This is a genomic window from Pseudoalteromonas espejiana DSM 9414, assembly GCF_002221525.1.
Classification (GTDB): domain Bacteria; phylum Pseudomonadota; class Gammaproteobacteria; order Enterobacterales; family Alteromonadaceae; genus Pseudoalteromonas; species Pseudoalteromonas espejiana.
Genome location: NZ_CP011028.1, coordinates 3,306,509 through 3,320,284 on the forward strand (window position 1 = coordinate 3,306,509; position 13,776 = coordinate 3,320,284).

Consider the following 13,776-nt stretch of genomic DNA (forward strand, 5'->3'; position numbering starts at 1 on the left):
AGTACGCCATGAATGTATTAGTCATTGGCAGCGGCGGCCGCGAACACGCACTTGCGTTTAAGGCCGCTCAAAACAGTAAAGTTAACACCGTGTTTGTAGCGCCAGGTAATGCAGGTACTGCACTTGAGCCAAAACTAGAAAACGTAGCAATTAACGTTGAAGACCTAGATGGCTTATTAAACTTTGCACAGCAAAACAATGTGGAGCTCACCATTGTTGGTCCTGAAATACCGCTAGTTTTAGGTGTTGTAGATAAGTTCCGTGAACATAATATGGCTATATTTGGCCCAACAGCTGGCGCAGCACAGCTTGAGGGCTCTAAGTCGTTCACTAAAGACTTTTTAGCACGCCACGCTATACCAACCGCCGATTACCAAACGTTTGAACAAATTGACCCTGCCCTTGCTTATTTAAAAGAAAAAGGCGCGCCAATTGTAATTAAAGCGGATGGTTTAGCTGCAGGTAAAGGCGTTATTGTCGCAATGACAGAGCGCGAAGCTGAAGACGCTATTCGCGATATGCTTGCTGGTAATGCCTTTGGTGATGCAGGTAGCCGCGTAGTAATTGAAGAGTTTTTAGATGGCGAAGAAGCGTCGTTTATCGTAATGGTTGATGGCAAAAACGTTTTACCGTTTGCAACTAGCCAAGATCATAAACGTGCTTACAATGGTGATGCGGGTCCAAATACAGGTGGCATGGGTGCTTACTCTCCGGCGCCAGTTGTTACTGACCAAATCCACCAGCGTATTATGGACGAAGTGATCACCCCTACGGTAGAAGGTATGGCAAGTGAAGGCCACCCTTACACTGGCTTTTTATACGCAGGTTTAATGATTGATGAAACGGGCACACCCAAAGTTATTGAATATAACTGTCGTTTTGGCGACCCTGAAACACAACCTATGATGTTACGCCTTCAATCTGACTTAGTAGAGCTAATTGAAGCGGCTAACCGCGTAGAGCTTGATAAAACCACTATCGAGTTTGATCCACGTGCGGCAGTCGGTGTTGTACTTGCAGCAAAAGGCTACCCAGGTGATTACCCTAAAGGTGATGCTATTTCGGGCCTTAAGGTTAACTACCCTGCTGATGAAAAAGTATTTCATGCGGGTACTAAGCAAGAGGACGAAAATGTTGTAACCGCAGGCGGACGCGTATTATGTGCAACAGCACTTGGTAATACCGTAACCGAGGCACAGCAACGCGCATACGAACTGGTAAAACAAATTAGCTGGGAAGGTATGGAATATCGTACAGATATAGCTTACCGTGCGATTGCCCGTGAGCAGTAGCCTGTAACTAAATTATTGGTATAACCAGTTAATTTAACTAAAAAAGCGCAGTTTATCTGCGCTTTTTTAGTGCTACACTAATTAAAATGGTTTTTACAAGTGTACAACGTTGGAAACGAAAACTTTACGTTATCATGGGTTGGCAGTAGCCATACTGATTTTTATATTTTTTATAATTAACACACTAGCTTCTAACCTAGTCGTGCCGACTCGTTACACCATAGATAAAACCACTCCAGTTTACTTAGATTTTGCTTACTACATAGATGAAACTAAAGATCGCACATTAAATGATCTTATTTCTAACCCCGATTTACTCACACACCAGCCTTTAACTAATGTTCAGTGGAGCTTTCAGCAGCAAAACTATTGGTTATTTATAGATTTAGAAAATAAAAGTTTAGATGCGCAAGACATTGTTGCTCATTTTGATAACCCAATGGTTGATCATCTAAGCGTGTATCGGTTAAATAAAAAAGATGAGCTAATAGAAACATACAAGCTAGGGGATAAAGTAAAGTCACTCACCTTGTTTCAATACAGTGTACCCCATGTGCGTTTTTCACTTGAGAGTAAGTCAATTGAGCGTTTAGCCATAAAAATAGACACGACGGGTATAAGTAAAACACCTGTAAACTTATATCGCCATAAAGAGTTTGTTGATTTAGTTCGCTCGCAAACGGGAATTTGGGGAATATTTGCAGGCGTATTATTAATGGCTGCACTTTATAACTTGGTGCTTTATTTTGGTATTAAAGACCGCGTTTACTTAGTCTACATTGGCTACATAATTAGTGCACTGTGCCTAATGGGCATTGTAATGGGCTTTGGCTTTTATTTATGGCCTTTAGAGTGGCAATTGTATTTGCATGAAAAAGTGATTTTTTCGAACTACGCAATGGCCTTTTTTACGCTTTCCTTTTGCACGATGTTTTTACGCTACCACAAAGACAAATGCTGGCGCTATAAACTAAGTAAAGCGCTACTAACGTTAATATTCTTATTATCAATAACCACCCTCTTTATACCAGAGTACATTGCGGCACCTATCTTTTTTTGTGTATTAAGCCTTTTATACATTATGTGCGTTATTTTAATTTACAAAAAACTGCGCACAGGATTTCGATGGGCAAAATTTTATGTTTTTTCGTGGGTGCCGTTAATTGTAGGAGCAGCAATACAACCTTTAGAATTAACTGGTTTTTTAGATTACAGCTTTGCGATTCGTCATGCGTTTTTGGTCGCTATTTTGTGTGAAGTCATTTTAATGGCGATGGCATTAGCAGACAGAGTACGTTTTCAGCGTGAACGCGCGCTTTATCATGCAACGCACACCCAGCAAACAAAATTACTTAATAGTGCCAAGTTAAAGCAAGCATTTATGGCATTACAATCACAAGGGCGTACAACCACCTTATGTTTAATTAAAATTCGCCATTTTAACTCGCTCAATACAATTATTACCCCTTCGCAAGGCTATACCTTAATAAAGCACGTAGCTAAGCAGGTAGAGCTTGAGCTAAGCCATGAGCGCGAATTTGCTAATCTCGATATCGATTTTAATAATAGCCCGCGCTTGGCCGATTTAGGCAGCGGAGTATTTGCTTGTATTTCGACTAGAAATCAAAATCAGCACACCTTAGAAGATGCACTAGTTAAAGTTATTAATAGCCTACCAAAACAATATGAAATACAGGGCCTAAACCTACAACTTACTTATAATATTGGTATAAGTAGTGCGGGCCATAGCGACGATTTTGAATATTGGCTAAAACGTGGTTATTTAGCGCTTAAAAAAGCTAAAACGAATAATGACTTGGTGGTTAGTACAACCAACGGCAGTAATATTTTAATGGATGTAACGCTTGCTGCTAAATTACAAAACGCGATTAAAACAGATCAATTAGCATTATATTATCAACCGCAAATAGGATTAAATTTCAGCCAAGTTAATGGCGCTGAGGCACTATTACGCTGGCCAGACCCAGCATTTAACGGCGTGTCTATAGAAGAGCTGATAATACTTGCGGAGCACACCGGTATTATTAATGAGTTAACACTTTGGGTAATTGAGCAAGCCTGTAAAGATATACTCAAACTTACGCAACAAGGTTATAACGACCACCCCATTAGCGTAAATTTAAGTGCTAAAAATTTATCTATTAAGAAGTTGGCTGAAAAAGTAGAAAACATACTTATTAAATATCAAGTTCCTGCCCATTTACTTAAGTTTGAACTGACCGAGTCTGCGCTCGTTGAAAGCCATGAAGCGCTCATTTCGCTTGTTAATGAGCTCTCAGACTTAGGCGTACGCGTTGTACTAGATGATTTTGGTACTGGCTATTCGTCATTAAGCTATTTGGTTAATTACCGCTTTACTGAGCTAAAAGTAGATAAATCGTTTGTATTTGATTTAACCAATAACACAGCGCATAAAGTAATAGTGCAAACCGCAATAGATATGGCACATAACCTTGGACTATCTATTACTATAGAAGGCATAGAAACACAGGCAGTTCACCACTTATTAAAAGATATGGGTGCCGATCGCGCACAGGGTTACTTATACGCAAAACCTCTCCCCTATGATGACTATTTACACTTCTTAAAAAGCCAATACAGTTTAAAGATGTTAAACTCCACGTTTTAATATCAACATCTTTAGGGGCCAAGTAAAGATGCAAGGCACTTTGCGTAAATTAAAATCGAGCTTAACAGAGCCCGTTCAATACCACCTTCCTGTTGGCGATAATCTAGTAGATTTAAATGCCTATATAGGTAAAGAACTAACGCTTACTTTTAGCGGCACAATTTTATGTTCTAACTGCGGTAAAAAAACCAAAAAGAGTTACTCTCAGGGTCATTGTTTTGTATGTATGCGTAAGCTTGCTAGCTGCGATATGTGCATTATGAAGCCAGAAACCTGCCATTACGACCAAGGTACATGCCGAGAGCCACAGTGGGGCGAAGCAAACTGCATGATCCCGCATTACGTTTACTTAGCGAACACCTCAGGTTTAAAGGTCGGCATTACTCGCCATACGCAAATACCAACGCGCTGGGTTGACCAAGGAGCTACGCAAGCCTTACCTATTTTTAAAGTACAAACACGTTTGCAGTCAGGCTTAGTGGAAGTTGCCTTAGCAGAGTTTATTGCCGATAAAACCAATTGGCGCAATATGCTAAAAGGCCAAAACGAGTCAATAGACTTAAAAGCTGCCGCCGCTGAGCTTATTCCACAAATTAGCGATAAACTAAACGAGCTAAGTGAGCTATTTGGTGCAACGGCCATAGAGCAGCTAGATGAAGACGTGGTTGATTTAAACTTTCCGGTAACAGAGTACCCAACTAAAATAAGCTCGTTTAACTTTGATAAAAACCCTGTAGTAAGCGGTGTATTACAAGGCATTAAAGGCCAATATTTAATTTTTGATAATGGCGTCATTAATATTCGTAAATTTACCTCGTACGAAGTAACCGTAGGCTAATACGCTATGCTAAACAGCTACCCACAGATATTGGTTATTTATAACGAGCTTGAAATAGCCCATAACCAGCAAGAGCAGCAAGAGTGCTTACACAGTGTTACGCAAAGTGAGCTAAACGACGTCCGCGTACTCAATAAACAAGGCGACTTCGTTGATTTACAAGGTACTACTTGCCCTGCCCTATCTGGGGAGCAACTAGCACAGCTAGTAACTACATATTTACTAAATGAAGGGCAATGTTGCTTAGGTAAAATTAAAACGCTAAACACTACGCAGGCGTTTGATTTACTAGGGTTATAAATTTTCTTTATTTAAAGCTCAGTGAGCACTTTAATATGCGCTACAGCACTTCTACCTAATGCTGATAGCGCATAGCCGCCTTCAAGGTATGATATAACGCCCCTGCAGCCACTGTTTTTAACAGCATCACACAGCTGCTCTGTTAGCCAAATATAATCATCTTCTACAAACTTTAAACTTGCCATGTCATCTTCTAAGTGCGCATCAAACCCTGCACTTATAAATAACAATTCAGGCTTAAATGCCTTTAGCTTAGGTAACCACTGAGTATTAAATACCTCTTTTAAATCGTCACCGTTACTGGCAATGGGTAAAGGAGAATTAACAATGTGATTATTATTTTTTACAGCTGTATTTGGGTAAAACGGGTATTGGAATAAGGAGCAAAGTAATACGTTTTCATCATCCATAAAAATGTCTTGTGTGCCATTACCATGGTGCACATCAAAATCGGCTATCGCAATACGTTTAACCCCTTTGCTTTGGGCGTACTTAACAGCAATGGCTAAGTTATTAAATACACAAAACCCAGACGATGAATATGCATTTGCATGATGACCAGGCGGGCGCACAGAACAAAAAGCAGCATCGAGTTTATCATCGAGTATTTCATCAACAGCCAACAGCCCAGCGCCTACAGCGCGCTCAACCGCTTTTAACGAATCAGGGCATAACCATGTGTCGCCATCAAGGTTGTTTAGCCCCTCCATAGGGATTAAACGCTCTACAAGGTTAACTAACGACTCATCATGCGCTAATAGGTAATCCTCACGCTTTGCTTTAGGTGCTTGTAAATGAGTTAAGCCTACATCTACACCGCTGGCGAGTAATCTGTCGGTAATGGCATCTAAGCGCTCTGGGCACTCTGGGTGATCGTCAATCATTTTATGTTTACGGCAATGAGGATGTGAAATAACTGCAGTACGCATAAAATGCTCCTAAGCAAACTAGTATGAGCGATTAATATAACAAAGCCACCTAATGGTGGCTTTGCGACTTTGGTGTATAGCGAGGTTAAATTACTATTTAGCTTTTAAATTTAAGTTTCTAAAGTCAAAGCTAAAGTCGGTAACAGCGGTTGATACCGCACGCATTTTGGCGCTATTTACGCGGTTTTGTGTGTTCATTTCAAAACGAATAAACGCATCGGCTTCTAGTAATTTTTCATCCCACTTAACAATAAAGGTATTGCCCGTATAGTGCTCTAATGTGCCTTTTAAGCGTTTAGTATGTGTAAAATCAATGCGTAATTTGCCATCGAGCTGCTCAACAATTACATCGCCATACCAATCATCATGTAAAGTGCCAGTGTAATTAATATTAGGCAGCTGTGGCTGATAGTCTGCTGGCGCATCGGGCTTAGCATCCGCATAAGCTTTTTGTTTACCGGCAAAATGCTTATTAGCTAAATCTTCTACCCAGTCTTTATCTTCAAGCTCAAGTACATCTTCTAATACTTCGTGAGTCACCGCCGACAGCGCACTAAATGCTTGCTGATTAGATAAAATTACAATACCAAGCTTTTTCTCTGGAAGTAACGTGACTTGCGATACCATACCTAAAATACCACCACCGTGGCCTAGCTTTTTAAAGCCGTGGTAATCTTCAATACTCCACCCTAGCCCATATCCTCTAAATTGCTGATGATACGCTTCAAACGCACTTTTAGAGGCCATAGAGGTAATATGCGGGTGCCACATTTGCGCTTGTTGCTTTTCGCTAAATAGTTGCTCGCCGTTTGGCATTTTGCCACCAGCAAGTTGTGTACGCAGCCACTGGCTCATGTCACTTACGCTCGATGCAATTGCACCTGCCCCTCTAAAATCTTCTAGGTAGTTCACAAAAAAGGGGTTGAGCTTGCCACCCATTGGGATATGACCAATTGCCCAGTTTTTATTACTTTTAGGAATACGTGAAAAGCCCGCACGAGAGTTATCCATATGCAGCGGTGTTAATATATTTTTTTCGATGTAATCGTTCCAGCTCATACCCGCCACACGCGCAACCACTTCACCTGCGGTGACAAACATTAAGTTGTTATACGCATATTGGCTTCGAAAGCTACTTGCCGGTTTTAAATACCTTAGCCCTGCTAAAATATCTTTTACCGATTTATCGGTGCTAGGCCAAATCATTAAATCGCCTTGGCCAAGCCCTAAGCCACTTCGATGACTTAATAAATCACGAATACGCATTTCTCGGGTTACGTATGAGTCATATAATCTAAATTCAGGTAAATGGTCGATTACCCTGTCACCCCAGCTTAACTTACCTTCATCAACCAATTTAGCCAGTGCAGCGCTGGTAAAGGCTTTAGTGTTTGATGCAATACCAAATAGGGTGTCTTTATTTACCTTAGCATTGGTATTTAAATTACTAACACCAAACCCCTTAGCAAACACTACTTGGTCGTCTTGCACTACCGCTACAGCCATACCGGGTACGTCAAAGCGCGCCATTGAGGTTTTAATTACCTCTTCAATATTATTAGTATTTAATTGCGCCCAGCTACTAAAAGTAGCACTGGCAAGCAAAGCAAAGCTGGCTAGTTTGGTTAATTTCATGATTATCCTTATTATTTTTGATGAACTGCAAATTCAATATCTGCACGCGCTTTATTGGTATCGCTTTTATGCGGCCTATTGAGTATTGCATCACTGTATTCTTTTGGTACGCCCGCCTCAAGTGCACCGCGATGAACGTGCTGAACATACCAATCATAAGGTAGTACATCGTTATCGTGCGTATTGGCTATATAGCAATGCGCCTCTATTTGCTTACCATCTAAAAGCGTTGGTTTAATGGCAACGCAATCGTATCCTGGGCCTTCTATGGTATCTAAAAGTGCTTTTTCAGCATCATCTATTTCATAAACAACGCCATACACTAACGCGTTTTTATCATCTACTTTTTGAATACTGCACTTACCTGAGCCATCTTTAAATAACATATTAAAAGTAAGCTCGTAGCCTTTTAATACCGCTGTGCCTACTCGCTTTGCTTTAGGTAAGCGAGCTAGCAAACGGTTAGATGACATATTAGATCCAAACGAAAAGTTATAAAGAGGCATGTTTACTCCTGCTTTTTTAATTTAAATAACAACACGAATAGCAAGGGCTATTAAAATAACGCCTATACCACGGTCAAACCAATAACCACTTTTTTGAAAAAAGCCACGCACACTCGGTTTAGATAACACCAGTGACAACATTGAAAACCACACCCAAGTAGCCAATGCCATATAAACGCCATACGCTATTTGCACGCTAGTAGGTGTAGTTACGCTAATTACTAAGGTAAATAACGACATAAAAAAGAGGGTTGCTTTAGGGTTCAGCGCATTAGTTAAAAAACCACGCCTAAAGGCAAGCCATACGCTTTCCTCAAGCACGGTTTTATTGTCAATATCATCGCTGTTATTTTCTGGCGGTTTTGCAGCTCTTAACGCTTGCACACCTAAATACGCTAAATAAGCGCCTGCTAAATATTTTAACGCCAAAAATAAGGTCGGTGATTGCGTTAAAATAAGCGCAACCCCTAATACACAATATGCAACGTGCAGTAAAATAGCTGCGCCAACGCCTGCGCTGGTCCATAAGGCGTTACGCCTTCCTTGTTGTACACTTTGCTTAAGTACGACGGCAAAATCAGGACCTGGGCTTGCTACTGCAAAAAAATGTGCAATAGCAATAAGTAAAAATTCATCTAAGTAGTTCACAAATATCCAGTTTAGCTTGGGGCATACGCAAGTAATAATGGGTTAGCAGAGGTATCTACTAGGGCTTTTATTTCTTTTTGTGCTTTTTTAAATTGGCTGCGTAAATGCGGCTTTAAATGTTTTTTAGACTCTTTATCATTTTTAAAATAGCTAATTAACGCGTGCATAAATACGGTATGGGTTTCGCTTAATTTAGCTTCGCGGTTAGCGTAAGGGTTATAGCACGAGCCACATCCCCCTTTAAATTGATATACCGTGTTGCTCATCATTACACCAAACCCTAAAAAGCATGCTAGCGCATCTGCAGCTTGGGGTAAGTAGTCTTTGCCCCCTGGTGGCAACACTGCAACATGATGAATAAGTATGGTCGCTAACGTACCGGCAAAGCTTGCCACTAAATCTTGTGGCTGATTAATTTGATTAGGGTTAAACGAAACATTAACCGCATGGCTTGGTGGTACTATAAGCGCGCTTTGTTCGCCCCGTAGGTGTTCACTAAACTCAAAATGAGGAAACACCTGCGGCTGCAATTGCTGTGGCGCAACAAGCTGAACTGGCCACGCACTCATGCCTGCGTAATTGCGCACTCGGGTAAATACGTTGGTAGCCATTTCTTCTATGCTCGACACCGAATCGGGAAAGTGCTTGCCCGTTGGTAATATTATTTGTGTGTGTTTAGTAAAAAATTCGGCATCAAAGTTTTCTACCGCCCAAATAAAAGTATCTATTAACCACTGCTGCTCGGCTTGCTCAAGCAGCGGTTTAGATTTAAATAACGCTAACATAATGTGCTCTTATTTTTGTTCTAGTGCCCAGTTCCATGCTTGGGTGTTATATAAAGGCACTGTAGAAAGTGCATGGTGGTGGCTACCACTAGACTCTTTTGTTGAATACGATAAGTACAATAAAGTACGATTTTGCGCATCGTAAATACGGCGTACTTTAAGCGACTTAAATAAAATACTCTTTGATGACTTAAATACCACTTCACCTGATTTACTACGGTCAATGGCCTGTAACATATCGGCGGTAATTGGCCCCGTTTGACGACACGCAATAGACATATCTGACGGGTCTGAAAAATCTAAATCAGCTTCTATATGGCTAATATGGCATGTAACCCCTGTTACTAAAGGGTCTTGCTGAGAATTAACCACCACATCTTTTGTAGTAAATAAACCCAAGCTCACCGAAGCAACATCATCTGAGCATGCACTTAAAGTTACAACTGCACTTAGCAGCACAGCTAAACGTTTAAAACTTTGTGGTAATTTCATATTAATCCTTAATTTTACTTTATAAGCTAAGCGAAGGTTCACGTGACTGATTTTATACTATCATCAAAAGCTAATACGACTAAATTTAGACAGTTCAGGGGTTAGCGCACTAGTTAGGCTTTGGTACAATTATGCGTACGCCCACGTAGTAACTCATAATAGGAAACGCGTAAATGCCGCACATTATTATTGAACACTCTGAAGATCTTCCTGTATTACCTCAAGTGCTTGTTGAAAAAGTACATAACGCCACATTTCAAAGTGGCTTATTTGATTTAGAAACCATTAAAACCCGTGCCATTGCTTATCAGCAATATCAATTAGGTGAAGGTAAAGAAGGGTTTATTCATATTGCGGCACACATTATGGCTGGGCGCTCTATTGAGCAAAAGCAAATGCTTAGCGAAAGCCTACTAGAGTGTTTAAAAACATACTGTCGCGACTCCGACAGCCTAAGCGTTAATATTTACGATATTCAGCACGAGATTTACCGTAAAAATTAAATGCCATAAAAAACGCGCTGTAACTTAGTTACAGCGCGTTTTTTGGTTTAATGGGTCACTTTTTTAAAGCGTAAACTTACCTAGTAACTCTTTTAAAATATTCGACTCTTTATTTAGCCCATTACATAGCTGCTCTGAATTTTTCATATTTTGCTTTGTTTGTTCTGCCGAGTCAGAAATCATCACCACGTTTTGACTTATTTCTGACGTAGCTAATGTTTGTTCACGCGTTGCTGTAGCAACCGAACTGTTTAACTCACTTAAAGTCACAATTTCCTGCGATATACCAGTTAATGTACTGCCTGTAACTTTTAGTCGCTCTGCGTTTTCAAGGGTATTTTTACTGCCAAGTTCAATGGCTGATACCGTACTAGAGGCTTTAGAGTTTAACGTATCTATCATTTCGTTAATTTGCTCAGTTGACTCAGCGGTACGCATAGCAAGTGTACGTACTTCATCAGCCACCACAGCAAAACCACGGCCATGCTCACCTGCGCGTGCTGCCTCTATAGCAGCATTAAGTGCTAGTAAATTGGTTTGCTCTGAAATAGCCTTAATTACATCAAGTACTTGCGTAATTGATTTTATTTCACCAGAAAGCTCGGTCACAGAAGCAACCGAGGTTGCCATAGCAGTTTCAAGTTGCTCCATTTGCTTTATGGTGCCATTAACAAACTCAACACCTTTGTGAGTAGTTTCCTCAGTAGTAGTTGCTATATTAGATGCGTTACTCGCACTATTTGAAATATCTTGTACCGTTACTTCCATTTCATTAACTGCCGCAGCAACGGTTTGTGTACTTGATGATTGCACCTCAGCTAAATTAGCAGCTCCTTGTACTTGCACTAATACACTTTCGGAAATACTTTTCACATGGCTAGCAGAGTCCGACACCTGCTTAAACATGCTATGTAATTGCTCTAAAAATAAATTAAAGTTTGCTGCTAGCTCTGATATTTCATTGTTATCGTTCGTTGGTAATCTTGCGGTTAGGTCGCCATCTTTTTTAGTTAACGCATTTACCGCCGAGGTAATATTTTCAATGGGTTTAAATATTTGCGCAACCAGCACCCGCGCCAATACAAACCCTATTATCGCAATGATTACACCAAACAATAAGTTACTGTTAATAGCACTATTTATGGGGCCGTATAATTGCTCTTCAGGGATCTCAGCAACTAAGTGCCAACCCAGTGACTCAATAGGCGTACTAGAAACAACATAGTCTTCTCCCTCTATTTGCTTATTAACAATGGCGCCATTTTTAATATCACTAATATTAATTTTTTGCCCCATTTTATCTCTATCGCTGTGAAGCATTACTTCACCTTCGTTAGAAACTAAATAAACTACACCTGCTTCACCAATACGGTATTCGTTAATTAAATTAATCATTGAATCGAGTGAGCGGCCAACGCCTGTAATTGCTGTACGCTCGCCGCCTATTTCTAACGCGTAATTAATAAAGACCACCATAGTGTTAGTGGTTTTATCAATATCTAACGCTATTTCGAAAGGTTTATTTGATGACAAAAATTGATCAAACCATAGATCTTCGCTTCTATCTATTTTTCTAGATATGCCAGTATCGGTGTAATAGTTGTTGGTGTTTTTTGAAATAATATAGGCAATAACGGCTTTGTTATCTTTTTTTATACTTGCTAAATAGTCAATGTAATCGGCTTGTGTTTGCTCTGATTCGCCATTACTCAGCCACTGTTTAACAAATAAATTTTGAGCTATTTCCTTTGCAACAATTATAGGCGTAGAGAGCTCAAGCTCAATTTTGTTTTTTACTTCACTAAGCGCCGTAGGCAAATCTACCTTGGCAAGTTTTTCATCGGTATGGTTTTGAATACTATTTGAAAATAAAAATGTAGAAACAGCTAACGGCACCACAATAGCTAAAATGAGACTAATATAAACTTTTTGCTTAAGTAACATACTATACCTATAAATGAACAAAGGGTTGAACTAACTCTGGTTAGCTATAAATATAGGATCAGCTAGGCAATAAGCCCAATAATTAGAAAAAATAGAACAAAAAAGAACAGCTTGAGCATTAAAATACGTAAGCAACCAAGATCACTTCTCGTATAAATCTTAAGGAGAGTCTGGCCACTCTTGCGTATCAATAATACCTTGGGCTATTAGCTGCCCTCTTAATTCATTAATTGTGTGCTTTAGCTCATCACGAATTACCCTAACGGCAGGTGTAATTAGTTGCCTGCTAGGAAGCACCAGCCACATTTCGGTGAGCGGCACTTTGTAGTCGCTCATTATCCTTTGAAGCCTTGTGCTTAATAAATCCTGCCCTACATCTATCGCTGATTTTTTGGCAATACCGGTTCCATCAATACACCAACGCCTTACTATATCGCCGTCGTTAACAGCGCGGTCGCTATTCATTTTTATTTTGTACTTTTCCTCATCTTTATAAAGCTCCCACCCATCGTGTACAACTTCGTATAGCTTGTATAAAAGTGCATTATGCTCAAGTAGGTCGTTTGGTGTTAAGGGCTCACCGTGCTTGGCAATATAATCAGGCGATGCGCACAACACGTGAGGGATATTGCAAATTTTAAAACCGTATAAATTAAGCTCTTTCGCTGCATCTTTGGTGATTGCTCTTAAAGCAACATCAACACCATCGCGGTAAAAATCGGCACGGCTATCACTAGCTTGTAAACGCAGCGTCACCTCACTGTACTTATCCATAATATTATTAAGCAAAACACGCATTAAATTGCGCCCCATTTCGGAGGATACCGCCATGCGCACTTCACCACTTATAGACTGTTGCTCTTCGTGAATGAGTACTTGGCCTTGCTGTAGTAATTCGAGCGCTTGCTGGCATAACGGTAGGTAGCGTTCGCCCTCTGGTGTAAGGCGTATTTGCCTTGTGGTACGCACAAAAATTTGAGCACCTAGTGCCTGTTCTATGCGCTTTATAGATACGCTTGCTGCCGATGAACTCATATCTAATTGATTTGCCGCTGCAGTAATAGATTGCAGCTCAGCAACTTTAAGCAATACTTGTAAATCAGCGATTTTCATCAAAACCTCTTATTATTCAGCTACGGGATTAAATGTTAACTATAAAACTATTATCCACGTTTTTGCGAAAGTGTATTGAACATTTGCCCATTTATTGGGTGAATTTTAAGCCGTACTATACACACATACCAACTTAACGGA

Annotated in this window: 13 protein-coding genes; 5 read left to right on the forward strand and 8 right to left on the reverse strand. The window is 40.2% G+C overall.

What is annotated here, in order from left to right; translation table 11 throughout:
* The first annotated feature begins 8 nt into the window (after nucleotides 1-8).
* From purD to PESP_RS15025, 4 genes are all read left to right on the forward strand, one after another.
* Nucleotides 9-1,292, forward strand: coding sequence for a phosphoribosylamine--glycine ligase (gene purD / locus PESP_RS15010; RefSeq protein ID WP_089348753.1), 1,284 nt, complete (start codon nucleotides 9-11; stop codon nucleotides 1,290-1,292).
* A gap of 109 nt (nucleotides 1,293-1,401) precedes the next feature.
* On the forward strand, nucleotides 1,402-3,942 hold the full coding sequence (locus tag PESP_RS15015) for an EAL domain-containing protein (protein WP_089348754.1): 2,541 nt from the start codon (nucleotides 1,402-1,404) through the stop codon (nucleotides 3,940-3,942).
* 28 nt (nucleotides 3,943-3,970) lie between these two features.
* Complete coding sequence (locus PESP_RS15020; protein ID WP_089348755.1) at nucleotides 3,971-4,780, forward strand: DUF2797 domain-containing protein; 810 nt, start codon at nucleotides 3,971-3,973, stop codon at nucleotides 4,778-4,780.
* Between the two features lie 6 nt (nucleotides 4,781-4,786).
* The gene (locus PESP_RS15025; RefSeq protein WP_089348756.1) at nucleotides 4,787-5,080 is read left to right on the forward strand and encodes a hypothetical protein; all 294 of its coding nucleotides are present in this window, start codon (nucleotides 4,787-4,789) and stop codon (nucleotides 5,078-5,080) included.
* 11 nt (nucleotides 5,081-5,091) lie between these two features.
* Here the strand turns inward: PESP_RS15025 and PESP_RS15030 are convergent, their stop codons facing one another.
* The 6 genes from PESP_RS15030 to PESP_RS15055 form a co-directional block, all read right to left on the reverse strand.
* On the reverse strand, nucleotides 5,092-6,009 hold the full coding sequence (locus tag PESP_RS15030; protein WP_089348757.1) for a histone deacetylase family protein: 918 nt from the start codon (nucleotides 6,007-6,009) through the stop codon (nucleotides 5,092-5,094).
* Between the two features lie 93 nt (nucleotides 6,010-6,102).
* Entirely contained in the window at nucleotides 6,103-7,644 is a 1,542-nt protein-coding gene (locus PESP_RS15035; protein ID WP_089348758.1) for a serine hydrolase, read from the reverse strand.
* Between the two features lie 11 nt (nucleotides 7,645-7,655).
* Complete coding sequence (locus PESP_RS15040; protein ID WP_089348759.1) at nucleotides 7,656-8,150, reverse strand: gamma-glutamylcyclotransferase family protein; 495 nt, start codon at nucleotides 8,148-8,150, stop codon at nucleotides 7,656-7,658.
* Between the two features lie 21 nt (nucleotides 8,151-8,171).
* Nucleotides 8,172-8,798 carry a LysE family translocator gene (locus PESP_RS15045; protein ID WP_089348760.1) on the reverse strand — a complete coding sequence of 209 codons (627 nt, stop codon included), beginning with the start codon at nucleotides 8,796-8,798 and terminating at the stop codon, nucleotides 8,172-8,174.
* Between the two features lie 11 nt (nucleotides 8,799-8,809).
* The gene (locus PESP_RS15050) at nucleotides 8,810-9,583 is read right to left on the reverse strand and encodes a hypothetical protein (RefSeq protein WP_089348761.1); all 774 of its coding nucleotides are present in this window, start codon (nucleotides 9,581-9,583) and stop codon (nucleotides 8,810-8,812) included.
* 9 nt (nucleotides 9,584-9,592) lie between these two features.
* Nucleotides 9,593-10,075, reverse strand: coding sequence for a CreA family protein (locus PESP_RS15055; protein WP_089348762.1), 483 nt, complete (start codon nucleotides 10,073-10,075; stop codon nucleotides 9,593-9,595).
* Nucleotides 10,076-10,248: 173 nt separating this feature from the next.
* Between PESP_RS15055 and PESP_RS15060 the strand changes: the two genes are divergently transcribed.
* A complete protein-coding gene (locus PESP_RS15060; RefSeq protein WP_004588643.1) occupies nucleotides 10,249-10,578 on the forward strand; it encodes a 5-carboxymethyl-2-hydroxymuconate Delta-isomerase in 330 nt (109 codons plus the stop codon).
* 63 nt (nucleotides 10,579-10,641) lie between these two features.
* Here PESP_RS15060 and PESP_RS15065 read toward each other — a convergent pair whose 3' ends face one another.
* Nucleotides 10,642-12,522 (reverse strand): methyl-accepting chemotaxis protein, encoded by a 1,881-nt coding sequence (locus PESP_RS15065; protein WP_089348763.1) that lies wholly within the window; start codon nucleotides 12,520-12,522, stop codon nucleotides 10,642-10,644.
* 159 nt (nucleotides 12,523-12,681) lie between these two features.
* Nucleotides 12,682-13,635 (reverse strand): LysR family transcriptional regulator, encoded by a 954-nt coding sequence (locus PESP_RS15070; protein WP_089348764.1) that lies wholly within the window; start codon nucleotides 13,633-13,635, stop codon nucleotides 12,682-12,684.
* Nucleotides 13,636-13,776 lie beyond the last annotated feature (141 nt).

Bases quoted from the DNA above. Each gene is read 5' to 3' on its own strand.
- PESP_RS15035 (WP_089348758.1), bottom strand. From the start codon at position 7,644: ATGAAATTAACCAAACTAGCCAGCTTTGCTTTGCTTGCCAGTGCTACT.
- PESP_RS15070 (WP_089348764.1), bottom strand. From the start codon at position 13,635: ATGAAAATCGCTGATTTACAAGTATTGCTTAAAGTTGCTGAGCTGCAA.
- PESP_RS15060 (WP_004588643.1), top strand. From the start codon at position 10,249: ATGCCGCACATTATTATTGAACACTCTGAAGATCTTCCTGTATTACCT.
- PESP_RS15040 (WP_089348759.1), bottom strand. From the start codon at position 8,150: ATGCCTCTTTATAACTTTTCGTTTGGATCTAATATGTCATCTAACCGT.
- PESP_RS15055 (WP_089348762.1), bottom strand. From the start codon at position 10,075: ATGAAATTACCACAAAGTTTTAAACGTTTAGCTGTGCTGCTAAGTGCA.
- PESP_RS15020 (WP_089348755.1), top strand. From the start codon at position 3,971: ATGCAAGGCACTTTGCGTAAATTAAAATCGAGCTTAACAGAGCCCGTT.
- PESP_RS15030 (WP_089348757.1), bottom strand. From the start codon at position 6,009: ATGCGTACTGCAGTTATTTCACATCCTCATTGCCGTAAACATAAAATG.
- PESP_RS15050 (WP_089348761.1), bottom strand. From the start codon at position 9,583: ATGTTAGCGTTATTTAAATCTAAACCGCTGCTTGAGCAAGCCGAGCAG.
- PESP_RS15025 (WP_089348756.1), top strand. From the start codon at position 4,787: ATGCTAAACAGCTACCCACAGATATTGGTTATTTATAACGAGCTTGAA.
- PESP_RS15065 (WP_089348763.1), bottom strand. From the start codon at position 12,522: ATGTTACTTAAGCAAAAAGTTTATATTAGTCTCATTTTAGCTATTGTG.
- purD (WP_089348753.1), top strand. From the start codon at position 9: ATGAATGTATTAGTCATTGGCAGCGGCGGCCGCGAACACGCACTTGCG.